14 protein-coding genes and 1 pseudogene are annotated in these 26198 nt (G+C 40.9%); 13 read left to right on the top strand and 2 right to left on the bottom strand.

Annotated elements, in window-relative coordinates; genetic code table 11:
* The first annotated feature begins 21 nt into the window (after window positions 1-21).
* The 5 genes from BkAM31D_RS19685 (at window position 22) to BkAM31D_RS19665 (ending at window position 8692) form a co-directional block, all read left to right on the top strand.
* The gene (locus BkAM31D_RS19685) at window positions 22-1638 is read left to right on the top strand and encodes an acylphosphatase (protein ID WP_066158238.1); all 1617 of its coding nucleotides are present in this window, start codon (window positions 22-24) and stop codon (window positions 1636-1638) included.
* Window positions 1639-1707: 69 nt separating this feature from the next.
* Complete coding sequence (locus BkAM31D_RS19680; RefSeq protein ID WP_066158235.1) at window positions 1708-3327, top strand: ATP-grasp domain-containing protein; 1620 nt, start codon at window positions 1708-1710, stop codon at window positions 3325-3327.
* A gap of 364 nt (window positions 3328-3691) precedes the next feature.
* Window positions 3692-5068: a sugar transferase gene (locus tag BkAM31D_RS19675; RefSeq protein WP_235820531.1), complete on the top strand. Its 1377-nt coding sequence runs from the start codon at window positions 3692-3694 to the stop codon at window positions 5066-5068.
* 158 nt (window positions 5069-5226) lie between these two features.
* Window positions 5227-7245, top strand: coding sequence for a peptidoglycan-binding protein (locus BkAM31D_RS19670; protein ID WP_066158233.1), 2019 nt, complete (start codon window positions 5227-5229; stop codon window positions 7243-7245).
* 145 nt (window positions 7246-7390) lie between these two features.
* Complete coding sequence (locus BkAM31D_RS19665) at window positions 7391-8692, top strand: UDP-glucose dehydrogenase family protein (protein WP_066158231.1); 1302 nt, start codon at window positions 7391-7393, stop codon at window positions 8690-8692.
* Between the two features lie 105 nt (window positions 8693-8797).
* Here the strand turns inward: BkAM31D_RS19665 and BkAM31D_RS19660 are convergent, their stop codons facing one another.
* Window positions 8798-11044 carry an N-acetylmuramoyl-L-alanine amidase gene (locus BkAM31D_RS19660; protein ID WP_066158229.1) on the bottom strand — a complete coding sequence of 749 codons (2247 nt, stop codon included), beginning with the start codon at window positions 11042-11044 and terminating at the stop codon, window positions 8798-8800.
* Between the two features lie 321 nt (window positions 11045-11365).
* Here BkAM31D_RS19660 and galU point away from each other — a divergent pair, with 321 nt between their 5' ends.
* The 4 genes from galU (at window position 11366) to BkAM31D_RS19640 (ending at window position 20453) form a co-directional block, all read left to right on the top strand.
* Complete coding sequence (galU, locus tag BkAM31D_RS19655) at window positions 11366-12244, top strand: UTP--glucose-1-phosphate uridylyltransferase GalU (protein ID WP_066158227.1); 879 nt, start codon at window positions 11366-11368, stop codon at window positions 12242-12244.
* A gap of 139 nt (window positions 12245-12383) precedes the next feature.
* A complete protein-coding gene (locus tag BkAM31D_RS19650; RefSeq protein WP_066158225.1) occupies window positions 12384-15542 on the top strand; it encodes a peptidoglycan-binding protein in 3159 nt (1052 codons plus the stop codon).
* Window positions 15543-15783: 241 nt separating this feature from the next.
* Window positions 15784-19176, top strand: coding sequence for a peptidoglycan-binding protein (locus BkAM31D_RS19645; protein WP_066158221.1), 3393 nt, complete (start codon window positions 15784-15786; stop codon window positions 19174-19176).
* Window positions 19177-19370: 194 nt separating this feature from the next.
* Complete coding sequence (locus tag BkAM31D_RS19640) at window positions 19371-20453, top strand: glycosyltransferase family 4 protein (protein ID WP_257391602.1); 1083 nt, start codon at window positions 19371-19373, stop codon at window positions 20451-20453.
* Window positions 20454-20487: 34 nt separating this feature from the next.
* On the opposite strand, the gene BkAM31D_RS19635 is transcribed toward BkAM31D_RS19640, so the two are convergent.
* Window positions 20488-21558: an LCP family glycopolymer transferase gene (locus BkAM31D_RS19635; protein WP_066158216.1), complete on the bottom strand. Its 1071-nt coding sequence runs from the start codon at window positions 21556-21558 to the stop codon at window positions 20488-20490.
* Between the two features lie 116 nt (window positions 21559-21674).
* On the opposite strand from BkAM31D_RS19635, the pseudogene BkAM31D_RS19630 reads away from it, so the two are divergent.
* From BkAM31D_RS19630 to BkAM31D_RS19615, 4 genes and pseudogenes are all read left to right on the top strand, one after another.
* Window positions 21675-22363 (top strand): annotated as a pseudogene (locus tag BkAM31D_RS19630) (ABC transporter ATP-binding protein); the annotation flags it as partial.
* A complete protein-coding gene (locus BkAM31D_RS19625; RefSeq protein WP_066158214.1) occupies window positions 22360-23370 on the top strand; it encodes an ABC transporter ATP-binding protein in 1011 nt (336 codons plus the stop codon). The pseudogene BkAM31D_RS19630 and the gene BkAM31D_RS19625, both read left to right, overlap by 4 nt.
* 156 nt (window positions 23371-23526) lie before the next feature.
* Complete coding sequence (locus tag BkAM31D_RS19620) at window positions 23527-25161, top strand: peptide-binding protein (RefSeq protein WP_066158212.1); 1635 nt, start codon at window positions 23527-23529, stop codon at window positions 25159-25161.
* An 82-nt stretch (window positions 25162-25243) separates the two neighbouring features.
* Window positions 25244-26191 (top strand): ABC transporter permease, encoded by a 948-nt coding sequence (locus BkAM31D_RS19615; protein WP_066158210.1) that lies wholly within the window; start codon window positions 25244-25246, stop codon window positions 26189-26191.
* Window positions 26192-26198: the final 7 nt, after the last annotated feature.

The raw sequence follows: 26198 nt of genomic DNA, 5'->3' as shown, positions 1-26198 counted from the left end.
CTTATAAGGAGGGGAAGAATAATGAATCAAAGAATTTGGTTGCCGCATTTAGAAGGTGCAATTCCGCCAGAAGCTCACAGTGATAACTTAAGTATGTACACAATTGCATTAGAAGGCTGGAGAAGAGGGTTAACCCTAAAGTTTTATTCCGTTTATAAAAGTGGTGACCGCTTAAAGATCCGTTATTCCTTAAGTTATCAAGGTAGGGAACATTTCTTTTCTCATTCACTAGGGGATAAAATTACGGAAGAGTCGATTAAAGTTTGCAAAAGCAAGGAATTAACGAAACAAACGTTAACTCAAGCTGGAGTACCAGTCCCAAAGGGGCGGAATTTCACTTCTGAACATAGCATTGATGAGATGATTGAATTTGCCAAGACCGTTGAGTTCCCATTGGTCGCAAAGCCAACGAATGGTAGTTTGGGACGAGGCGTCATTGTCAACATTGCCAATATTAATTCGCTACGAGAAGCTCTCGTTCATATACGCGAAACCTTACAATATGACGATATTATCATTGAGCAACATGTTGAAGGGGAAGAGTGTCGGATTTATGTTATTGAAGATCAAGTGATAGGGGCAGCGAATCGAATTCCAGCTCATATTATTGGTGATGGAAAAAGCACAGTAAAAGAGCTAATTGATTTAAAAAACAAGCATAGAAAAACGAATCCTAGTTTATCTAAACGTTTGATTAAAATAGATGATGAAGTTCTTCGTCTTATTGAATCAACTGGTTATACACTCGATTCTATCCCAAAACAAGGGGAGCAACTTTTCCTAAGAGAGAAAAGCAATCTTTCGGCTGGAGGAGACCCAGTTGACTTCACTCCGCAACTAACGGAAGAGACAAGAGCGATTGCTGTTCAAGCAGCAAAAGCAGCAGGACTGGCTCATTGTGGATTAGATATGATCATTGATACGAAGCGAAACACAGGTGTTGTCATTGAAGTAAACTCAAGAGCACACATCGGATCGATCATGTTCCCTGAAAGAGGAGAAGGACGAGATGTGCCTAAGGCAATCATTGATTATTATTTCCCTGAAACCGTTGGTAGCAACATCGAAAATGTTTACTTCAATTACAAAACAATTGTAAGCTTGTTGAGAAGCGGAGTGGTTGGAGAATTTATCGTTCCGTCGGCGCCATCTCAGCCACTTGTTCAGAAAAGTTATCTGTTAACAGGTAAGGTTCAAGGCGTAGGCTACCGTCGCTTTTTACAAAGAAAAGCAATCTCATTCCGATTACATGGTTTCGCCGAGAACTTGAAGGATAAGAAGCTTCTCGTTGTAGTTGCTGGTACAAAAGAGGACATCTTACGTTTCGATGAGTTTATTAAGACTGAACGACCGCTAAAAGCAACCGTCAAAAGCATACAAGAGCAAGAGTGGACAAAGGCGGTAAATGTTGGATTTGAAGTATTAGGAGAAAACAAACCGAAATTACCGGTTAAACTAAAGAGAGAACTACAGGTTGAAAGAGAGAAAAACAAACAACTTACAGAAGAAATGACGAAGCTTGAAGAGAAATACAATCTAATGAAACGTAAATATAGACGAATTGAAGAAAGTTTATCTTGGCGTATTACGAGACCCATTCGCAAACTAAAGATTATGACATCTAGAGGGAAAAGATAATCTTAAAGTAGAGGGACGATCCTTTTCCATAGCTCGATGCGAAGGAAAGTATAGTAAAGAGGGATATGTATGCAACAGAATAGAAACTGGCTACCGCACTACATTGATGCAGTACCACTCGAGGCTCGTAGGAAGAAAACAAGTATGTATGTCATTGCTCTTGAGGCGTGGCGAAGAGGCATTACGGTAAAATTTTATAATCATAGTAACGAAGGAAAGTTGCAAATCAGATATTCTCTTAGCTATCAAGGGAGAGAGCATCACTTTCAAGGCTCTAAAGGTGATCTAGTTTCAGAAGAAGCTTATAACATTTGTGATAACAAAGGGTTAACGAATGATTATTTAACAAAAGCAGGTGTGCCTACTCCGAAGGGAAGAAGATTCGGGGCAGAAGCAACGGATGAAGAAGTTATTGAGTATTCACGGACCCTTGTTTACCCTTTAGTCATCAAGCCGACGAATGGTTGTGCTGGTAAAGGGGTAATTGCAAACATTGAAACCGAGCAGGAATTTATTGAAGCGTTGACTTATGTCAGGCAGCAGCTGAACTTTCCGGAAGTGATTGTGGAGCGATTTGTAACAGGTGATGAAATCCGGATTTACGTACTAGGTGACAAAGTATTAGGGGCAGCGAATAGACGACCTGCTAACATTGTTGGGGACGGAATTCATACGGTTCAGCAGCTAATCCGCTTAAAGAACAAAGAGCGCAAAAGCATCCCGCATTTGTATTTCCGCCCAATTAAATTAGATCGAGAAGTACGCCAATCGATTGAATCGGCTGGTTATACACTTGAAAGCATTCCGAAAGCTGGTAAACGAATTTATTTACGTAAAATTAGTAACGTATCAGCTGGAGGCGACCCGATTGATGTAACGGATCAGTTAACGGATGAAGTGAAGAAAATTGCCGTTGATGCGGTAAAAGCTGTACCAGGACTTGCTCAATGCGGAGTCGATATGATTATTGATCCTTCATTTAAGACAGGAGTCATTTTAGAGTTAAATACGAAGGCTGGACTAGGCTCTCATATTTATCCGATTGAAGGGAATGCGAAAGACATACCTAAAGCCATTATTGATTATTATTTCCCTGAGACAATTGAAATCAAGACGGAGAACTCCAATGTTTTCTTTGATTTCAAAAGCATTATCGATTCCCTTCAAAGTAGATCCGTTGTGGAAATTGAAATTGCTCCACCTTCACCTGTCACAGTGAAAGCGAAGAGATTTGTGATTGACGGTCCTTTTCATGTCGGTTTTCAAAATTGGCTCCTGAAGCAGGCAATCGCCAATAACCTTCACGGCTTTGTACAAAAGTTTAATAAACAAGATGTAGAAGTAGTCGTTGCTGGGAAAACAGTAGAAGATGTGGAAGCTTTCAAGCAACATTTGATTCAAAGTACGGCTTTTGGAAGAATCGAGATTAGTGTGGAAGAGGAATATTCGAAACCAGTTAAAAAAGGGTTTGAACTCGTCAACAAATTCAACATTATGACGTTAGAGCATCTTGAAGATGAATTAACGATGATGAAAAAGGAATATGCACAACTTGAGAAAGAAAAGAATCGCTTTGAACGAAGAATGAGAGAAATACGGAAAAGCCGCACGTGGAAGTTAACGATGCCTATTAGAAAAGTTGCAATGGTTTTACGCAGTATCCTTAAACCTAAAACGGCCAAAATGTGATGAAGGCTTCGAGGGTGTCCAACAGGTTAAACAGTAACCTGTTGTGACATCCTCTTTTTCATTCCAAACGAAAAAATCGATGGTAATTTGAAACGTATGAGTCTTCTCGTACGTTTCACTATAGGAAAATAGCTAACCAATTGTCACAATCTACAACTTGCAATTGTATGAGAGCGCAGTTAAAATAACCAAAGGCACAACGCAAGACCATCTAGTTTTTTAAAAAAGGATCTGCGTAACTATTTATGACAGATTTTTGAAAAAACGTAAATTTTACAAAAAGCTACAAAGTTCTTGTCTTGAATCTAGAAGTTTATATGTTACACTTCTTGTAGACTAGACTAATATAATAGGAGATTAAAAAATGCCAAATATAAATCCGAACCGTCTATTGAGAGTTTCTGTCGTATTAGTCGATGTACTTTTAATCTTACTCGCATATGTCGTTTCGTTTCGAGTGGCTGCGAATTTCACATTAATTGAACAACGTAATATAGATTCTTTTGTTAACTTGCTACCTTGGATCTTACTTTTAGGGATCTTTTTTATTGTCGTATTTGAACTAGACCGCTTAGTTCATCACGATCTCCTTGATTTAACAAGGAAATTAGTTGTTGCATCTGGTTTCATCATGATTATCACGATTGCAATGTCGTTCTTATTTCGAGAATTTTCTTTACCGAGATCCGTTATTTTCCTGGCTCATGCATTCATGTTTCTGTTTTTATTTGCTTGGAAAGGGTTCATCATTAAGTGCAACCAATTCACAAAAGGCAAAGCGGTCATCATCGGTGATCGTAGTGAATACGAAAACATCAAACATAGCATTAGAAAGCTTGTAACGAAAAAAGAAAAAGTCGATTTCATTGATATGAACACAAACTATGCTGCCATTAAGGCTAAACTCGATAGCTATGACATTGTTTTTATTAGTTCAACTGTTCATGCAAAGGTTAGAAATGAAGTTCTCTATCTTGGGATGAGAAAAAATAAAAACATCTATGTGATCCCAACAGTAAGTGAGCTTGTATTAATGAAATCATCGATTGCGTCACTCGACGACACGATGCTTCTCCAAGTTAAACCGTTTTATATTAACGGTGTGTATTTGTTCATTAAACGAGTAGTAGATATTTTATTCTCGCTTGTCTTATTACTCATTAGTTTGCCGGTAATGTTGGCTACAGTTGTGGCGATTAAGCTTGAAGACGGAGGAAGTGTGTTCTTTAAGCAAGAGCGACTAGGCAAATTTAATAAGCCATTTAACATCTTGAAGTTTCGTTCGATGAAAGAAAATGCAGAAAGTGAAACAGGTCCAACATTAGCGAAAAGCAATGATGCCCGGATTACAAAGGTTGGACATTTTATACGTTTAACGAGAATTGACGAGCTTCCTCAATTAATTAATGTATTAAAAGGAGAAATGTCGATTGTTGGTCCTAGACCAGAACGTTACTTCTTTGCAGAGAATTTCCAAAAGGAAAACATCTGGTTTAAAACACGTTGTGCAGTCAAGCCAGGTATTACAGGCTATGCGCAAATTATGGGGAATTACACAACAGATATGAATGACAAGTTGAAATTTGACTTGCATTACATTCGAAATTACTCCCTATGGCTTGATATGGTGATCTTCTTACGTACGATTTTAGTCGTCATTAATAAGGCGAAAGCGGATGGAGAACAAGTGGAGCCAAAGAAAGTTAAAATGGTTCTTAACGAATCAAAGGAAGTTAGATAGAAACGAGTAAAGGACACTGCAAAGATCAACATAACGATCTTTGCAGTGTCCTCTTTTTTTGAGACCAGTATTTTACTAGTTTTCATTTAAAGAGAAATCATCTACTATGATTATGATAGATAGAATAATGATTGATTTTATACTAATAGAGGTGGGAAATGAAAAACAGCTTACTTTTCTTGTTTGTTTCGATGATCGTATTTCTGTCTCCTTTTTCGGCATTGGCTGATAGTGCTGAGACAGAAAAGGTGATCGTTGTTTTCAAAGAACAGATTGATGAGAGCTTGCTTGCAGAGGTAGAGGGTGAATTGCTGAGTACGTTTGAACATGTACCAGCCGTGTCAGTTGAAATTCCGATTGATTCGATAGAGGAATTGGAAAGGTATGAGGAAATTGCCTTTATAGAAGTCGACCATCCGGTTTCAATAAGTAATCAAACGTTTGATTGGGGCATTGAGAAAGTAAAGGCACCGTTAGCATGGCAATCGGCTTACACTGGTAAAGGCGTGAAAGTAGCTGTCTTAGATTCAGGGATTGCTGCCCACGAAGATTTGAAGATTGCCGGTGGGACAGCAATTACTTCTTATACAAAATCATTTCATGACGACAATGGGCATGGGACGCACGTCGCTGGAATTATCGGTGCGAAAAACAACGACATTGGTGTTGTAGGAGTTGCTCCGGATGTTGAGCTTTATGCGGTTAAAGTTCTTGATCAGTCAGGAAATGGATATATATCTGATATTGTAAAAGGAATAGATTGGGCGATCACGAACAAGATCGACATTATTAATTTAAGCTTAGGAACGTCAAATGATTCGGCCACATTAAAACAAATGGTCGACCGTGCATATGATCATGGAATCATACTAGTAGCAGCTGCTGGAAATCATGGGACGGGAAGCGGAAATACAGTTGAATTTCCAGCGAGGTATGATTCTGTCATTGCTGTTTCTGCGGTTGATTCAAACAACAAACGTGGCTCGTTTTCTGCAACGGGACCAGCAGTTGAGCTGACAGCACCTGGAGTGAATGTACTAAGTACCCATTTAAATAATCGCTATGTTAGACAAAATGGAACATCGATGGCATCTGCTTATGTAACAGGGACCCTTGCCTTGTTAAAGCAACAAAATCCAGGATTAACGCCTAGTGAGTACAGAAAGAAGCTTCAAGAAAGCGCTATTGACCTTGCGCCTAGCGGTCGAGATGAGATCTTTGGCTACGGTCTTGTTCAAGCTCCTTACAAAGCGGAGGAGGAACCGGCCCCAGAACCGCCTGAAGAGGAGGAGTCAGAAGACACTAAGGTTATTTTTAAACTAGGAGATCGTCTTCCTGGTGTCGTTCAATTAAAAATCGACTTAGAAAAAGCGGGCTTCGGTGTTTCTAGCAACCCAACGGTGTACTACGGTCCGATTACAATGGAGCAAGTGAAACAATTTCAAAAGGAAAATGGCCTAGATGTAACCGGTGAAGTCGACCAACGAACGCTTGATACATTAAGAAAGATTGTTGAGGAGACAGCGCCTGAAGATAACTTACCAACCTTTAGGCAGGGTGATTATCACGAAGGAGTTATCCAATTAAAGCTGGATTTAGAGCTGGCAGGCTTCTTTGTTTCAACGAATCCAACGAATTATTACGGATCGATAACAACGAGAAAAGTAAGAGAATTTCAGCAAGCTCATGGCTTACCTGCTGATGGGATAGCAGGTCCTAGCACACTACGGAAGCTGCAAGAAGTCGTTTCGGGCACTTTACAAGAAGGAGACCGGTTACCGGGTGTCGTGACGTTAAAGTTGAATTTGGAAAAAGCGGGCTTCCGTGTTTCTGGAAGTCCAACGAATTACTATGGACCGATTACAACAACTAGGGTTCGTGAGTTTCAGTCTCATTATCGCTTGCCTGTAACGGGTGTTGCCGATTTTGCGACGATGCAAAGGTTGACTGAAGTGACAACGACCTCGTTACAAGAAGGTGATCGTCTTCCAGATGTTATTCAGCTAAAGCTAGATTTAGAGCAAGCGGGTTTCCGGGTATCGGGAAGCCCAACGAATTACTATGGACCGATTACGACAACGAAGGTTCGAGAGTTTCAATCATCTGTAAAGCTTTCTCCTACTGGAATTGCAACACCTGAGACAAGAAGGAAATTAATTGAAACAATTCGTAAATAATTGAAAGAGACCTCTTCCATTAGGAACAGGTCTCTGACTCGTGTAATAAAGTAAATAATAAAGAAAAATAATGGAATTATTTTAGTTTCAATTAGGAATCAGTTATAATGAGGAATGGTTACATTCGAAAAGGAGTACGAAAACTATGAACATTTGTGTGATTGGAACGGGTTATGTCGGCCTTGTTTCGGGTACGTGCTTTAGTGATACGGGAAATCAAGTGACATGTGTTGATTTAGATCAACGAAAGGTAGATATGCTTAAAAACGGAGAAATTCCAATCTATGAGCCAGGCCTTAAAGAACTTGTAGAGAAGAATGTCAAAGCAGGTCGTTTAACGTTTACTACAAATTTAACAGACGGCATGAAAGAGGCAGAAGTGATCTTTGTTGCGGTTGGTACGCCGCCAAAGGAAAATGGAGAAGCAGATTTACAATATATTGAAGCAGTCGCTTCACAAATTGGTGAGCAGTTAAATGACTATAAGGTCATTGTAACAAAGTCAACGGTTCCTGTAGGGACTGGTCAGAAAATCAAAGACATTATTAAATCAAAAACGAATGTTGAATTCGATGTCGCTTCAAACCCCGAGTTCTTACGTGAGGGTAGCGCGATTTATGATACGCAAAACATGGAGAGAGCTGTTATTGGCGTAGAGTCGAAAAAAGCTGAAGAGCTTTTAACGAAATTACATGAGCCTTTTCAGACAGAAGTAGTCGTCACCAATATTGAGACAGCAGAGATGATTAAGTATGCGTCTAATGCGTTTTTAGCGACAAAGATTAGTTTCATTAATGAAATTGCTAATATTTGTGAGCAGGTAAATGCTGATGTAACGGAAGTAGCAAGAGGAATGGGATTGGATTCTAGAATCGGATCTAAGTTCTTGCAAGCAGGAATCGGCTATGGAGGGTCTTGCTTTCCAAAAGATACGAGAGCGATTATCAAGATTGCTGAACAAGTTGGCTATGATTTTAAAGTCGTACGTAATGTCGAAGAAGTTAATAACGATCAGCGTTACCGTATGGTTGAGAAGCTGAAGCAAGCTTTAGGTTCTCTAGAAGGGAAAAAGATCGCGGTCATCGGTCTTGCCTTTAAACCAAATACGGATGATATGAGGGATGCTCCTTCGATTGATATCATTCGCGAGATTAAGAAGCTCGGTGGGGAAGTCGTAGCATTTGACCCAGTTGCGAGCGACAATGCGAAGAAGGTCATTGAAGGTTTAGTGACGGCAGCTGATATTTATGACACGATTTCAGAAGCTGATGCTGTCCTCATCTTAACAGAATGGAAAGAAGTTCAACAGATTGATTTAGCGAAAGTAAAGAAAGTCGTGAAAGAGCCAATTATCATTGATGGAAGAAATGTCTTTTCCCTTGATGCAATGGAGCAATACGGTTTCTATTATGACTCGATTGGAAGAAAGACAGTTGATTTTCGTTAATAAACGGAAAAGAAGACACCAAACACATTTTGGTGTCTTTTTTTGATTTCAGCATGAACGAACAAAAAAAGCTACAAGCAAAAAGTTTGCTTGTAGCTTTTACGATTACCGCTTGTTGTAGTGTGAAACTAATCCTTTATAGATCGCATCGGCAACTCTTTCGCGGTATTGCGTAGATCCTAATTTTGAACCATCGCTGCTATTATCGATAAAACCAGCTTCAACTAGGACAGCTGGAATCGTCGTAGAGCGGATGACTTGGAAAGTTCCATGTTTCACTCCTCGATCCAACGTTTGGAGAGCAGGAACCAATTCTTTTTGAATTTCTTCAGCAAGATTTCTGCTTAGAGCTGAACTATGGCTTTGATTCCACCATGTTTCAACCCCGCGTGCACTTCCGTTAAAGGCATTTGTATGAACACTTACAAAGGCACTGGCATTTGAAGTGTTAGCGATTCGGACACGTTCATCTAATGAGATATACGTATCATTCGTTCGCGTCATAATGACCGTTGCTCCTGCTGCTTTTAATTTAGTCTCAACACGTTTTGAAATGTCGAGAACAACGATTTTTTCATATAAGCCGTTCACACCTGGAGCACCAGAGTCTCTTCCACCATGCCCAGCATCAATGACAATGCGCTTGCCAGAAAGAGAGCCAGTCGATGAGTTCTTTACCGTATTTTGCAGAACCTCTAAAGTGTAAGGGTCTGCAACTCCACTAGCAACTAAACCATGTGCACGTTGGAAGGCTTTGACTTGAGCCTCTGTTTGCGAGCCAAACAATGAAGTTGTATTGCCAGGTACAGGAAAACCAGCTTTGCCAAGGTTGATCTTCAATTGAACAACCGAGCTGTGAGAAACACCGTTACGAAGAACGACTAAGTTGCGATTCGATTTGACTTCATTTAATTTGTTCAAAGTCGCAGGACCGGCAATTCCATCAGCACTCAGGCCATACGAACGTTGAAATGCCTTAACTTGAGCTTCTGTATTTGAGCCAAAATAAGTCGTTGTGTTACCAGGAACGGTGAATCCAACTTTATCCAAGTCCTCTTTTAACTCGATGACAGCGTCATGTCTATCACCTAAACGCAATAAAGAAGGAGTAGATGAAGGTGGTGCGCTAGTTGCTGCTTGGATCGTTTGTAATGTTAAAGCATCAGCGACACCAGTAGCTACTAGGTTATGGTCATTCTGGAATGCTTTTACTTGGGCTTCTGTTTGAGACCCAAAGAATGTCGTTGTATTGCCAGGAACGCTATAGCCTAACTTTCCTAGGTCCACTTTAAGTTGAACAACGTCCTGATGATAAACACCATTTCGTAAAACGACATGACCTGATTTGATGACTTCCTCAAGCTTACTGAATGTTGCCTGTCCAGCAATTCCATCAGCTGTAAGGCGATAAGCTTGTTGAAACGCTTTGACTTGAGCCTCTGTTTGTGAGCCGAAGTAGTTGGTTGTGTTACCAGGAACGGTAAATCCAACCTTGTCTAAATCCTCTTTTAACTGGATAACAGCTGCATGGCGGTCTCCAATACGTAAAAGGGATGGCCTTGGCTCAGAAATACCTTGGATGACTTCTGCAAGTTTCGTAAACGTCGCAGGCCCAGCAATTCCATCTGCTGTTAATCCATTAGCTCGTTGGAACGCCTTGACTTGGGCTTCCGTTTGAGGTCCAAAGTACTCCGTTGTATTACCAGGAACGGTGAAGCCGGCTTGATCTAGATCAAGCTTAAGCTGAACAACGGCAGGATGACGATCTCCGAACCGTAAAACAGATGGACTTGATTGAGATGCAGATTGCTGCACAACTTCTTCTAGCTTACTGAACGTGGCTGGTCCAACAATGCCATCTGCCGTTAAGCCATGGGCTCGTTGGAAAGCTGTAACTTGAGCTTCAGTCTGGGACCCAAAGTACTCGGTTGTATTACCAGGAACGGTAAAACCAGCTTTGTCGAGATCACGCTTAAGCTGAACAACAGCTGGGTGACGATCTCCGAAGCGAAGCAAAGAAGGAGTGGAAGAAGCAGATGTGTTCTTGTCGAGATCTGAAATGACATCCTGTAACGTACTAAACGTCGCAGGCCCAGCAATTCCGTCTGCGACAAGGCCATGGGCGGATTGAAACTCTTTCACCTTTGCTTCTGTGATCGAACCAAATAAAGAAGTTGGATTGTCTGAAACTTTGAAACCAGCTTTCTCTAAATCTAGTTTCAATTGAATGACCTCGGGATGCCTGTCCCCATTTTTTAAGATAAGGCTTTGGGCATCAATCGCAGAATGAGGGATCAATCCAATAAATAGAAAAAATGCAACAGTGAAAACTATTAAGTTGTTAAACCTCAAAAGTACTAAACACTCCTTTCCGAAAGAAACCAAATCGGATCTTTCGCCAAGCTCTACTATCAATAACCATAATACTACAAAATGCTATCGTACAACATGATGATTTTGTCGATTTCTTGCCTATGAAGCAGTAGAAAGGCTGATGTTGGTTGCATACAGCCTTTCCTACTTTTTCTGTAGATTGATAGATAGCAAGCTGGCTATTAACTAATCGGCCTATTTTGTAAATATGTTATCAGTTTGCTATAATAATGAACGAATGAGATACGCATGAAATGAAAGAGCAGATATATTGAATGATTGTTTTAGGAGGAGACTAATTTGAAAGTCAGAAAAGCTATTATTCCAGCTGCGGGGTTAGGAACACGCTTTTTACCTGCAACAAAAGCTCAACCGAAAGAGATGCTGCCCATTGTTGATAAGCCGACTATCCAGTACATTGTCGAAGAAGCCATTGCTTCAGGGATAGAGGATATCATTATTGTGACAGGCCGTGGAAAACGAGCCATTGAGGATCATTTTGATAAATCATATGAACTTGAAGAAACATTAGCAGCAAAAGAAAAGTTTGAACTATTAAAGGAAATTCAAGGAATTTCAAACTTAGCTAATATTCATTACATCCGTCAGAAAGAACCGAAAGGACTCGGCCATGCGATTGCTTGTGCATCGAGCTTCATCGGTAACGAACCTTTTGCGGTTATGCTAGGGGATGATATTGTTGAATCTAATGTTCCTTGCTTAAAGCAGTTAATGAATGTCTTTGATCGCTATCATTCTTCTGTCATTGGAGTACAACAGGTTCCCGACCAAGATGTATCTAAGTATGGGATTATTAATCCGAAAGGTTCAGAAATTGAACCAAAGACATTGTCGATTGAAAGCCTAGTAGAGAAGCCAAAACTTGCGGATGCCCCGTCAAACTATGCAATTATGGGTCGTTATGTGCTTCGGCCAGAGATCTTCTCGATTTTAAAAAATTTAGCACCTGGTGCAGGAAACGAAATCCAATTAACGGATGCCATTAATGTTCTAAATGACTCACAGGCTGTTTTAGCCTATCACTTTGATGGAAAACGTTATGATGTCGGTGATAAGCTAGGTTTTGTAAAGGCAACCGTTGATTTTGCACTGAACCGCAAAGATCTTAAAGATGATGTACAAGCGTACTTGAAAGAGATCACTGATCAATTTAAATAGGATTCAATTAAGAGGTTATCCAAAAGTCAAAGTTTTTGGGTCGCCTCTTTTTTTGTCGGATTTTATCTAGATATACAATCGAAAATCTATTAAACTTTAAAAAGGTAGTAAAAATTGTAAAAAAAGCAGGGAGGTAGTAATGAATAGTAAAAAACTTACATTGCTCTTTATTTGTCTTCTCTTAATTACTCCATGGGGCCCGCTTTCTGTAACGAGTAGTCAGTTGGCGTTTGCTGAGGAGTTAGAAGAAGGACGAGAACAGATTGTATTCATTGAAGAAGAAAAGGAAACGTCTATTATTCTTTCTTTAGTGCTAGATTCCCTTTCCATAGAGGAGAGTCTTATTGAATCTGTTCAGTTTTACCACGATGAAGAGCAATTTGAAAATGTTTACAATTTGGAAGAGAATCGCTATGAACTCGAGGGTGTGTCAATTGAACAATTAGCTCAATTCGTTTTCGTGTTACTTGGCGAAGAGGGAGAAGAACTTGCCACTATTCATATGGAAGACGAGTGGCTAGAGGAAGAAGAGCTTGTTAAACAGGAAGTATCAGATGATCCAAACGCAGAGGAGGCCGTTCAAGAAGAACAAGAGAATGTTGAATCCGAACGGGATCTTGCTGAAGTTGAGGCGGAGCCAGCGATGGAGGCAGAGCCAGAAGTTGAAACGGCAGAAGCAGCAGAGGAAGAAGAACTTGCTCATGCCCTTCGTTATGGAGATCAGTCTCAAGATGTAACGAAATTAAAAGAGTACTTAGCAATATTAGGGTATCAATCAAACGATCAACCGGTTGAATACTTTGGAAAATCAACAGAAGAAAGCGTTGAGCAATTTCAGAGTGATTATGAAAGAAACGTAACGGGAGAAGTCGATGAAGAGACATTTGAGTTCATTGAAGAACTTGCAACTGGTCCTCTACGTCAAGGGATGTATCGTGAAGATGTCATCGAGTTGAAAATCCACTTAGTTCAAAACGGTCATGGAGTTTCAAGTACCCCCACAACCTATTTCGGACCTATTACAGACAGGCAACTCAGAGCATTTCAGCAACAGGCTGGACTGGAACCTGATGGGATTGCTGGGTCAGATACATTGCAAGCTCTAGAAACAATGCGCTTTGAAAATCTCTGGGTTGGAATGTACGATGAACGTGTGATTGTGTTAAAGCAAATGTTAGCTAAAAAGGGCTATGGGGTTTCAAGTAACCCAACTACATATTTTGGACCGATAACGGAAAGACAAGTGACAGCTTTCCAAAAGGATTATGGTTTCCCAGAAAATGGTGTTGTGACAAATGACGTTTGGGAAAAGTTACGTGATTTAACTTCTTTTAAAAATGGAGATAGACATCCAGACATTGTTCAGTTAAAAAGATATTTAGCTGTGTTAGGCTATGAAGTCACTTCTTCACCTACTCAGTTGTACGGTTCTATTACAGCGCGAATGGTAAGTGAATTTCAAGAAGATTATGGGCTTCCTGTCACCGGTGAAGCAGATTTACTGACGATCGCCGTATTAACGGATGAAGCTACTGGTCCGTTGAAAAATGGCATGTATCGTGACGACGCACGAACGCTAAAAATAAACTTAGAAAAAGTCGGTTTTAAAGTATCCAATACCCCGACGATTTATTTTGGTCCGTCGACGCATCAGGCGGTTGTCGCGTTTCAAGAAACGTATGGATTAACGGCAGATGGGATTGTTGGGCATCAAACGGCTTCGTTGTTAAATGAACTAGCACGCGGAAGTTTGTATGTAGGTTTACGTGATAGTAAGGTCATTGAATTAAAGCAACATTTAGCAATACTTGGATACGGTGTTTCTGATACTCCAACTTCATTATATGGTTCGATTACAGAGAGCATGGTAAGTGAGTTTCAAAGAGACTTTAATCTTCCTGTGACCGGTGCTGCGGATTCGAGAACACAAAAGGTGCTTAAAGACCGTGCAACTGGACCGTTACAAGAAGGGATGTATCGTGATGATGTCGTAACTCTTAAAATAATGCTTGATCAAGCTGGCTTTAAAGTATCCAATAGCAACACCAATTTCTTTGGATCGATTACAACAAGTCGTCTAAAAGAATTTCAAGCTTTTGCTAATTTATCGCAAACTGGAATTGTCGATGCAGCTACATTAGCTGAATTACAAAAATATTCGACGAGACTATTCAATGGTTCAAGACATGCAGATGTTATTGACTTTAAATTGGACCTAGAAAGAGCTGGTTTTAAAGTATCGAATAATCCAACGAATTACTTTGGTCCAAGTACCGAAGAAAAAGTTAAGGCGTTCCAAAGAAGATACGGACTTCTTCAAACAGGAATTGGTGATGAGGCAACGTTAGCGATGCTAAAACGCGTCATCAATAACGAAGTTGCTCGAACGGTCAGCTCGATTGTGGATGGCAGCAGAACGTATAGTTATAGTCAAATGCGCAGCGACATCGAGAGGCTTGAATTCTTTTATCCAGGTTTAATTGAAACGAGAGTGATCGGACGGTCTGTTGATGGGCGTAACATCTATGCGATTAAATTAGGGCATGGTTCAAAGGAAGTCATGTTTAACGGCTCTCATCATGCGCGTGAACATATGACGACAAATGTTCTAATGAAGATGGTCGATGATTATGCCAAAGCATATGCTGGTCACAATAGTTATGGTGGCTACAATGTACGAACGGTTTTGAATAATGTTAGTATTTGGTTTGTCCCAATGCTAAATCCAGATGGCGTTATGCTTGTTCAACAAGGGGCTAATTCAGCGAGAAATCCTTCACAAGCAATCGTATTAAATAATGGAAGCACGAACTTCCAAGGCTGGAAGGCGAACATTCGCGGAGTAGACTTAAACCGTCAATATCCAGCTTTATGGAATACGATCACGAATAATCCAGGAAGACCTGGACCGGCTAATTACAAAGGGACAGCACCTTTAACAGAGCCAGAGGCAAAAGCGCTTTATGATTTTACTCTTAGTCGTAATTTCATGACTGCGATTTCTTATCATTCTTCTGGAGAAGTCATTTATGCAAGGTATAACCAAGAGCCGTATACACAACGGATTGCACAAGGTGTAGCCAATATTACTGGTTATTCACCAATCAATTTGCAACACAGTCAAAGTGGCGGTGGTTTTACCGACTGGTTTATTTTAAACCGCAAAAGACCAGGGTTAACTCCTGAGATTTCTCCTTTTGTCGGAGATCGGCCTGTACCACTTAGCAATTGGAGCAGAGTGTGGAATCAAAACCGTACGGTAGGACTCTATATTGCCAATGAAGCAAGAACGAGGTAAGGAAGAAACGAGGGTGAATAAAAAGGGTGAAACCTTTTTATTCATCCTTTTCTTGTAATTGGCAAGTACCGAGCAGATCAAGCTTTTGTTCGGTTTTTCACATGATATTGGTCATTTTTACATAATTAGTTTGAAACTAACTATTTACTTTGCCTATCAATCTATGGTTATTTATACATAGAGTATTTTGTCTAGTAATGTCACAAAATCATAGATTATGAGATTTGGAAGGAGTTTTTGAATGCTAAAAAAGGTACGATATTCTTTTATTGCTGGTGTAACTGCTACGGTGGTTGTATTTGTCCCAATTACGTCAAGCTGGGCTTATGCAGCGAATGCGACAGAATATGTTGAAGAATATCTCTTATTAGAAGTTGGTTCACAAGGTGAAGAAGTCGTCGAGCTAAAAGAAGCGTTACTTGCTTTAGGCTTTGAAATCGATCTTGATATAGATGAAGTGGATTATGACTTATTTGATGAGGAAACAGAAGAGCAAGTAAAACTGTTACAAGAGTATTATGAATATGAGGTAACAGGCTTTGTCGATGAAGAATTATTTGAGTTTATTCTTGATGAAGCAAAACAGGTAGAACTAGATTCAAGCGAAGATGCTGAGAAAGAAGAAGCGAACGTTGAGTCAGAGCAAACAGAAGTAGACGAGCAAGCAAAAGAGCTCGTTGAAGAACAAGAAGAAATGGCTGAAGCTAAAGAAGAAACAATAGAGGAAGTTGAAGAAGCTCAAGAACAAGGAACGGAAGAGGAAATGATCACTGAGGAAGAAGCTACAGTAGCAATGACTTCCGTTGATGTTGATTCAGAGAATGTTCTAAAAGACGGAGATCGTGACCCGCGTGTTGTAGAGCTCAAGATCAACCTTGAAATTATGGGCTTTAAAGTATCGAATAACCCAACACAATTATATGGGTCGATGACAGCTCGTAAAGTGAGTGAATTTCAAGAAGCGTATGGTTTACCGGTAACAGGCATGGCCGATGAAGTGACCTTCCAAACATTGGAGGATTTAGCCAATGGACCACTTCGCCAAGGAATGTATCGTGATGATGTTGTTCAACTTAAAGTGGATCTAGAAACATTAGGCTTTGGTGTTTCCAGTAACCCAACAAGATTCTTTGGTTCTATTACTGCATCACAAGTACGTGCTTTCCAAGAAGCGTATGGCCTTCCGGTTGATGGAATTGCTGGTGTAGCAACATTAAATAAAATAGAAGAATTGTTAGCAAAAGCATCAATCTCTATGACGGATGCTGACGTGATTCAATTAAAAGTGAATCTAGGAATTATGGGCTTTAGAGTTTCTAGTAACCCAAATGGCAATTATGGACCGATTACGACTCAAAAAGTTGCTGAATTCCAGAAGGCATATGGTTTACCGGTAACAGGAAATGCCGATCGTGTTACAGTCGAACGTTTGAATGAATTAGCAACGGGACCGTTACGCCAAGGAATGCATCGTGATGACGTTGTTCAATTAAAGATCGATCTTGGCAAACTTGGCTTTGTTGTTCCAGGTAATACGACTACTTTCTTTGGTTCACAAACGACGAGCCAATTAATAGCTTTTCAAGAAGCATATGGCTTGAACCCAGACGGCATCGCTGGGAAATCTACCGTCGATTTGCTTAATGAATTAACAGCAACGGTTTTAAGTGAGGGAATGAGAGATCCAAGAGTTATTGATTTAAAAATGAACCTTGCTATCCTTGGCTTTTCCGTATCTAGTAACCCAACTAGCTTGTATGGACCGATTACGGCCTCACAAGTAAGTGATTTCCAGACGGCCTATCGTTTACCGGTAACAGGAATTGCAGACCAGCGAACGATCTCAAAGCTAAATGAATTAGCGACAGGACCAATGCAACAAGGGATGTATCGTGACGATGTCATCCAATTAAAGATTGATTTGGAAGCTGCTGGTTTCTTTGTATCGAGCAACCCAAATAATTATTTTGGACCATCAACTGCTTCTCAATTAAAAGCTTTTCAAAAAGCACATGGTTTAACAGCGGATGGTGTGGCGAACGAAGCTACATTAAATAAGTTAAAGCAAGCAAAAGCAAACAATCTTTATATTGGAATGAATGATCCAAGAGTTGTAGATTTGAAAATCAATCTTGCTATTATGGGCTTTGGTGTCTCGAGTAATCCAACTGGTCTTTACGGATCGATTACGAGAAGCCAAGTAAGTGATTTCCAAGCAGCGTATGGCCTGCCAGTAACGGGAGTAGCCGATCCAGATACGGTTGCGTTATTAAATGAGCTTGCGAATGGCCCGCTACGTGTAGGAATGTACCGAGATGATGTTGTTGAGTTAAAAGAAATGTTAGCTCGAGCAGGGTTTGGAGTTTCGTCTAGCTTAACGAACTATTTTGGACCGATTACTGAAAGACAACTAAGAGATTTCCAAGCAGCTTACGGCCTTGAGGTGACTGGTATTGCTGATGCTGAGACATTAGCGAAACTTGCTGAAGTTGCACCACAGGAAAAAATCACGTACATGCAATCGAATTTTACAATGACTCAATCGATAGAAAGACAACTAACATTAAATCCACCGCCGCAAACAGATGCTTATCGAAATGCCCCTGCTTTTGTGAGTGCGTCGTTAGTTGAGCTTGAAGGAACGATCTCAGGAAGCACGGTAAACCTTCGAACGGCACCGAGGTTAGGGTCCGCTACGATTGAAACAAGTGTAAGCCAAGGGACGAAAATGACAGTGTTAAAAGAAGTGACAGGTGATTTAACAGGTGGTAGCGATAAATGGTACGAAGTCCGCTACAATGGCAAAACATTATATGCCCATGCACCGTTAATGAATGTTGTAGCGAAAACTACGGCTAATAATGTCGCGATACGTGAAGCGGCGAACGGAAGCAGTCACGCCTATTCCTTCGTGCGTAGCGGCACATCACTTAACGTGACAAGCCTTGGAGCAACATGGCACCAAATCAGTTTTACGACTTGGAGAAATGCGAAGCAAGAGGACTTTATTCCATATATGGATCCGAATAACCATGATCGCTTCCAGCACTTAGTACTGTCTTCTAGTGCGGGTGTTTCAGCTGAGCAATTGAATCGACTACTAACAGGTAAAGGCGTTTTACAAGGATTAGGACAAGCCTTTATTGATGCAGGTGCCAGCCATTCGGTCAATGAAGTGTATTTAATTTCTCATGCTCTTCTTGAAACAGGACATGGGGCTTCTAGTTTAGCAACAGGGATTGAAGTTGGAAAGAATAGCAGCGGAGAGCTTGAGCTTGTAACAAGCAGCAATAGAAGTCGATTAACTGAAATTAGAACAACGCACAATATGTTTGGAATCAATGCCGTTGATGCAGATCCTTATCGCCAAGGTGCTTTTCATGCCTATCGCCAAGGATGGTTTACACCAGAGGCTGCAATCATTGGTGGAGCGCAGTTTATCGGTTCGCGCTATATTCATAACTCACACAAGCAGAACACATTGTATAAAATGAGATGGAACCCAGCTAATCCAGGATTCCCTCAATATGCAACAGATATGGCTTGGGCTGTTAAACAAGTGCCAAACATTAAAAAACTATATGATGAATTAGATAATCCTGTGTTACATTTTGAGTTTGTTCAATATAAGTAACGCAGTGTATAAAAAAGCTTGAATTAGAGCGTCAAGGGTGTCTCAAAAGGTCAAACAACTAACCTTCTGAGACACCCTCTTTGTTATGGTTGGAGGGCTCTTTTCGTCGAACATTATGTTTAGAAATTTGGAATCGAGTGAATAATAATCAGAGCTTCGTTTATGTAGTTCTTGATGAAAAGAGTAGGTGACTAATGATGGAAGGCTCTTATCTATATCTAATCGCATTCTTTGTTTCGCTGCTTGTCTCCGCCACCACAATGCCGCTTGTCATCAAGCTTGCTAATACATACGGCTTTGTCGATCATAAGAACAATCGTAAGATCCATAAAGAAACGATGCCACGGCTTGGTGGCATTTCGATTATTGTAGGGACGATGGCGGGCCTTTTGATTATCCGGCCTGAAAGTGATCATTTAATGGGCGTGGCCTTTGGGGCATTGGTCATTATTGTCACAGGCATTTTGGATGATAAATATTCACTTGGAGCAAAAACGAAATTTGCTGCTCAACTGATTGCGGCGATCGCCGTTGTCGCTTCCGGACTGAATATACCTTTTATTACATTGCCATTTATGGGGCAGTTTGAGTTTGGGATATTTAGTTATGTGATTACGGTTATTTGGATCGTCGGTATTACGAATTCGATTAATTTAATTGATGGGTTGGATGGGTTAGCAGGAGGAGTGGCGACGATTGCCATTAGCACGATTTTAATCATGGCACTGCTTGATTCGTTTGCCCATGTGCTGACGATTGCGTTATCTGTCGTGCTGATTGGAAGCACACTCGGTTTTTTATTTTTTAATTTTCATCCAGCGAAAATTTTCATGGGGGACGCAGGCTCGCTTTTTCTAGGCTACTCCATTGCGATCATTTCCATTCTAGGTTTATTTAAAAGTGTAACGTTTGTCAGTTTGGTTGTTCCGATTATTATCTTAGCTGTGCCGATATCAGATACGGTCTTTGCCATGGTGCGGAGAATCTTGAACAAACAAGGGATTATGAGCCCGGATAAAGGACATCTTCATCATTGTTTGTTGGCGATGGGGTATAGTCACCGAGAAACGGTGCTAATTGTGTATGGCTTTAGTATATTCTTTGGGGCGCTCGCTATTATTTTTACAAATGCTACATTATGGGCGTCGTTAATCTTGCTTGTTGTTTTGTTAATGGTTATCCAATTGTACGCGGAATTTATCGGACTGTTTGGCAAAAGCCGGCGACCGATTATCGATGCCGTGAAGAGGTTTGGAATGATCGATAAGAAGGAATAACAAAAAGGACGACCAATAATGATCGTCCTTTCTATTATTGTAGATCGGTAGTTTGTCCTTCAGGAGCGGTTTCGAAATCAGTTGGAGACTCAGATTGGAACTCTCCCTCTGTTTGATACGAATCCGTTTCAGGAGCTGGTGGCATTAATTCTAAATGTCTTTTCAAGAGAGTCGAAATCTCTTCGCGAGACTCATCTCTGACTTGATAGTAGTAAACACCGTTAATTGTCGCGTTATCTCCTTGTAAGTTAATTTGCTCAATGTTATTAAGGGAAGCTGCATATGAATGCAGAGCGACTAAATTTCCGAATGATAAGTTCATATTTAAATATTCTTCAATGCTTTCAAGAACATCGCCATAACGAGTAATCGATGAGAACGATGAAGCTTTTTCGATGAGAGCCTGCATCACTTGCTGTTGTCTCATCCCTCGACCGATGTCACCGAGAGGATCTTTCTTTCTCATACGGACATAAGCCAATGCTTCCTCGCCATCAAGAGTTTGCCAGCCTTCATTGATCGTAATCTTATCAAGGCGCCCTTCACTGTTTTGTTCTGTGAACGTAAATGGAACTTCTACGTCAACTCCGCCAAAAGCATCAATGATTTCCATAAATGCTGTAAAGTTCAATGTGACATAGTAGTCAACCGGAATATCTAAAAATTCTTCAACCGTACTAATTGTTAAATCAAGTCCGCCGTATGCATGAGCGTGATTGATCTTATCGGCATTTACTCGACCTGGAATATCGACGAGGGTATCTCGTGGGATACTCAACAATTTAATACTTGAATCAGTGCGATTAAATGTTGCAAGTAACATCGCATCTGTACGACCTCTTAAATCACTGTCACGCGAGTCCACTCCAAGAAAAAGCACTGAAATGTTATCTTTGCTCGGACTTACTGCTTGATCTCGTCTTTCTGATTTATCACCACGCTCGAGTTCGAGCTGAGTATTTGCTGTTACATTTGAAATTTTATAAATTAAGTAACCGGCTCCTGCGCCAAACGCAAGAAACAGTACAAATCCAACTAACATAAAAAAACGCAATACGCCTTTTTTTCCTTTTTTCTTCCTTCTTTTCACTCTAGATTGAGCCATATCAAACCCCACTTTTTTAGCAAAATAAATGCTCCATTGAAACGAGAAGCTTTAGACAATCTTCAACAATTTTATCTTATCGAAAAAACGTAGATTAGTAAATAAGAAGATTTTAGGAATCTCATCCTTCATTAAATCCTGTGCTGACAATTGGAGATCAGTTAATGGAAACGCTCATCTACCACAAGAAGCTTACGAAAAGAGAAGCATATGCACGGGCGAAGGAAATGCTTGAGCTAGTTGGATTCTCACGGATTGAAGAAATTCTAAGTGATTACCCGCACCGCCTATCTGGTGGGATGCGACAACGTGTGATGATTGCTATGGCGATGAGCTGTGATCCGAAGCTATTAATTGCCGATGAACCAACAACAGCGCTAGATGTAACGGTGCAAGCGCAAATTCTCGATTTGATGCGGGGCTTAAGTGAAACATTCAACTCCTCCATTATTTTAATTACACACGATCTTGGTGTCGTTGCAGAATTAGCCGATCGCGTCGTCGTTATGTATGCGGGGCAAGTGGTAGAGGAAGCGGAGATCGTACCGCTTTTTGATAAGCCGCTCCATCCATATACAACCGGGTTAATGGAATCCGTTCCGAAGCTAGATGTGGAACAAGATCGCTTAGCATCCATTGCAGGTAATGTTCCAACCCCTGATAATTTCCCGAAAGGCTGCCGTTTTGTCACTCGTTGCCCCATGCGTTTGAGCGTTGCGTGGAGGAACAGCCACAATTAATTGAAGTAGAACAAGGGCGTAAAGTACGTTGCTTCTTGCACGAGGAAGGGAGAAACGAGCGATGAGTGTAACATTGGATAAAAAAAATGAAGTATTGCTTGAAGTGAAAGGGTTGAAAAAGTATTTTCCAATCAAAAAGGGCTTTTTCCAGCGGACGATCGGGAACGTTAAGGCGGTTGATGGCATTTCGTTTGCGATTAAAAAAGGAGAAACGTTCGGGCTTGTTGGAGAATCAGGTTGTGGAAAATCATCAGCCGGCCGAACGATTATGCGCTTATATGAGCCTACCGATGGTCAGATTATATTTGATGGCACGGATATCTCTACGTTAAGAGAAAGTGAGTTGCTAAAATTCCGTCGTGATATTCAAATGGTGTTCCAAGATCCGTATTCATCGTTAAATCCACGGAAAACGGTCGGCGCTATTTTGAAAGAACCGCTTAGTGTACACGGCCTTTATAAGGGATTGGAACGTCAAGAGTATATTGAACAACTAATGGAGAAAGTCGGCTTAAATCCTTCGTATGCGAACCGTTATCCTCATGAGTTTTCTGGTGGACAGCGTCAACGAATCGGGATTGCCCGAGCGCTCGCTCTGAATCCGAAGTTGATTATAGGTGATGAACCGGTATCTGCACTTGATGTGTCTGTTCAGTCACAAGTATTAAATTTAATGAAAGATTTGCAACAAGAATTCAGATTAACTTACTTATTTATTGCTCATGACTTAGGGGTTGTGAAACATATATCCGACCGAATTGGTGTAATGTATCTTGGCAATATGATGGAGGTCTCAAGCAAAAAGGATTTGTATGCCGACCCTCTTCATCCTTATTCACAAGCGTTATTATCTGCTGTTCCGAGATCGCATCCATCAGAAAAAAAGCGGGAGAGAATTATTTTAAAAGGCGATATTCCTAACCCGTCTAATCCTCCGAGTGGCTGTGTATTCCATACGCGCTGTCCGAAGGCAATCGACCATTGTAAAGTCGTTGTACCGGAGTTTCGAGAGGTATTTAAGGATCGATTTGTCGCATGTCACTTATACAATGGTGAGCCAGGAATAAAATAGTCCGCTTTTAATTTTAATTTTTTGAATATTCTTTATTGCGGAAAATATCATAGGTCTTTTGGATTACCTTTGAAAGGGGGTGTTGCCTAGAGGTAGGGCGATCGATGTATACAGTTGTTTTGAAGGTCAATTTACATTTACTAAGGGGGAAATACGATGGCAAACAAAAAGTGGTTATCGCTTCTAGGATTAGCACTAGCCTTCATGCTTGTGCTTGCAGCCTGTGGCGGAAACGGTGCATCAACGGACGAAGAACCTGCTGATGATGGAACTGATGAAGCAGCTGGACCTCAGCAAGGTGGAAGTGTTGTACTCGGAACATCTGGAGAACCTGTAACATTCAATGATCTTTACTCTCAAGATACTGCCTCTTCAGACATTATTAAATTAATTCATGCAAGCCTTCTTGAATCAAATGAAGAATTAGAATTAGTACCAATGATTGCTGTAGACCTACCGGAAGTTTCTGAAGATGGTCTTGAGTATACGTATACATTACGTGAAGATGTTGTTTTCCATGACGGAGAACCATTAACAGCGGAAGACGTTAAGTTCACATACGATATCTTCTTACATGAAGATTACACAGGCCCACGTGCTGGTGACTTCACGGAGCTTGAAAGCGTAGAAGTTATTGATCCATACACAGTTACATTTATTTTAAATGAAGTAGATGCTAGCTTTGTGACTCGTTCTGGTTACGGAATCCTACCGAAGCATATTTTAGAAGATGTTCCGGTTGCTGATTTAGAAGAGCATATGGAATACAACTTAGACAACCCAATTGGTGCTGGTCCATTCGTTTTTGAAACATACGAAAATGGTCAATACATCGAAGTAAGCGCGTTTGACGATTACTTTGATGGCCGCCCTTATTTAGATAAAGTAACATTCCGTATTTTCGCTGATACAAATGCTGAACTATTAGCGTTTGAAACAGGGGAAATTGACTGGATGATCCTTCCGGCAACTGAATACAAAACAGCTGAAACGTATGATCACGCTCGTATTTCATCTGTTTTAGCGCTACGTTATGACTACATTGGCTGGAACAACAACCGTGCACCGTTTGATGATGTTCGTGTTCGCCAAGCGTTAACGATGGCGATTGACCGTGAATTATTAGTCGAGACAATCATGGATGGACGCGCGGAAGTCGCACATGCTCCTGCATCACCACTTAGCTGGGCTTACCCAGATGGTGTGACGGAATTTGCTTATGATCCTGAAGGTGCTCTTGAGTTATTAGCTGAAGCTGGCTGGGAGCCTGGTGCGGATGGCATCTTAGAAAAAGACGGCGAGAAATTCTCGTTTGAAATCCTTTCGAATGATGGAAACGTTGTTCGTCGTGATATCGGTGTTATTGTGCAACAAATGCTGGGGGAAATTGGCATTGAAGTAGAAGCTCGTCAAATGGAGTGGGGCGCATTCTTAGATCGCATCAACCCTCCAAACTATGACTTTGATGCAGTTGTCCTTGCTTGGGCGCTTGCATTAGATCCAGATCCAACAGCAATCTGGCATTCTCGTGAAATTGAAAATGGCTTAAACAACATTTCTTATGTAAACGATCGTGTCGATGAACTTGCGGGAGGTAACAAGCAAATCATCGATCAAGATGAGCGTGCTGCTGTCATCGGTGAAATCTATGAGATTCTTGCTGAAGAGCAACCATATACGTATCTTTTCTACCCAGAGCAACACATGTTACTTGCTAACCGTATAGAAGGCTTCACTCATCACCCACGTGAAAACATGTACCGTCTGAACGAATGGTATGTAACTGAATAAGCCTTCAAGTAGTGGGGGGAAGGGGAAACCCTCCCCTTCCTACTCTACTAAATTATCTTGAGGGATTGTGAGGAATGTAATCATGATTAATTACATCATAAAACGGGTCATTATGATGATCCCCATTTTATTTGGAATATCGATCTTATCGTTTGCGATTATGTACGCAGCACCAGGTAAACCAGCAATTTTAAATTTAGATCCTGAAATTTCTCCAGAAGTGCGTGAAGCTCAAGCAGAACGACTTGGGTTAAATGATCCAGTTCCAGTTCAATATATGCGCTGGTTAGGCAATGTGGCGCAAGGCGATTTCGGAACGTCTTATTCAAGAAAAATACCGGTTACTGACATGATCTTAGAGCGCTTGCCGAACACGATTCTTCTAATGGCTTCCTCACTCTTTATCGCAGCGATTATTGCAATACCGTTCGGGGTTATCTCAGCAACAAGGCAATATTCCTTAACCGATTACGGTGTGACCGTCGGTTCCTTTCTAGGACTGGCCACACCAAATTTCTGGCTCGGTATTATGTTGATTATGCTGTTCTCTGTCCAATTAGGATGGACACCAGTTGGCGGAATCTCAACGATTGGAGCAGATTTTAGCATTCTTGACCGCTTGCACCATTTGATTTTGCCTGCCTTTGTATTAGCGACTGCTGATATGGCTGGGTTAACACGTTATACTCGCTCAAGTATGCTTGAGGTAATTAATCAAGATTATATTCGCACCGCACGTGCAAAAGGCTTCCGTGAACGCCGTGTCGTTTACAAACATGGTCTTCGTAACGGCTTAATTCCTGTCATCACGATGTTTGGTTTAATGCTTCCAACGATGATCGGCGGCTCTGCAATCGTTGAGTCGGTCTTTAACTGGCCTGGAATTGGAAAATTATTTATTGATGCGACATTCCAGCGCGATTATCCAGTCATTATGGCCATTACGATGTTTGGTGCTTTATTAACCGTTATCGGAAACTTAGTCGCAGACATTCTATACGCGGTATTAGATCCGCGCATCGAGTATTAAGGAGGGA

It is taken from the genome of Halalkalibacter krulwichiae, from assembly GCF_002109385.1.
GTDB lineage: Bacteria > Bacillota > Bacilli > Bacillales > Bacillaceae_D > Halalkalibacter > Halalkalibacter krulwichiae.
Note: the sequence above shows the minus strand (reverse complement) of the source record. Positions and strands in the feature narration are given on the sequence as shown.

What these genes read in the sequence shown, in the direction of transcription:
- BkAM31D_RS19685 (WP_066158238.1), top strand. Translation starts at nt 22, where the DNA reads ATGAATCAAAGAATTTGGTTGCCGCATTTAGAAGGTGCAATTCCGCCA.
- BkAM31D_RS19680 (WP_066158235.1), top strand. Translation starts at nt 1,708, where the DNA reads ATGCAACAGAATAGAAACTGGCTACCGCACTACATTGATGCAGTACCA.
- BkAM31D_RS19675 (WP_235820531.1), top strand. Translation starts at nt 3,692, where the DNA reads ATGCCAAATATAAATCCGAACCGTCTATTGAGAGTTTCTGTCGTATTA.
- BkAM31D_RS19670 (WP_066158233.1), top strand. Translation starts at nt 5,227, where the DNA reads ATGAAAAACAGCTTACTTTTCTTGTTTGTTTCGATGATCGTATTTCTG.
- BkAM31D_RS19665 (WP_066158231.1), top strand. Translation starts at nt 7,391, where the DNA reads ATGAACATTTGTGTGATTGGAACGGGTTATGTCGGCCTTGTTTCGGGT.
- BkAM31D_RS19650 (WP_066158225.1), top strand. Translation starts at nt 12,384, where the DNA reads ATGAATAGTAAAAAACTTACATTGCTCTTTATTTGTCTTCTCTTAATT.
- BkAM31D_RS19645 (WP_066158221.1), top strand. Translation starts at nt 15,784, where the DNA reads ATGCTAAAAAAGGTACGATATTCTTTTATTGCTGGTGTAACTGCTACG.
- BkAM31D_RS19640 (WP_257391602.1), top strand. Translation starts at nt 19,371, where the DNA reads ATGATGGAAGGCTCTTATCTATATCTAATCGCATTCTTTGTTTCGCTG.
- BkAM31D_RS19635 (WP_066158216.1), bottom strand. Translation starts at nt 21,558, where the DNA reads ATGGCTCAATCTAGAGTGAAAAGAAGGAAGAAAAAAGGAAAAAAAGGC.
- BkAM31D_RS19625 (WP_066158214.1), top strand. Translation starts at nt 22,360, where the DNA reads ATGAGTGTAACATTGGATAAAAAAAATGAAGTATTGCTTGAAGTGAAA.
- BkAM31D_RS19620 (WP_066158212.1), top strand. Translation starts at nt 23,527, where the DNA reads ATGGCAAACAAAAAGTGGTTATCGCTTCTAGGATTAGCACTAGCCTTC.
- BkAM31D_RS19615 (WP_066158210.1), top strand. Translation starts at nt 25,244, where the DNA reads ATGATTAATTACATCATAAAACGGGTCATTATGATGATCCCCATTTTA.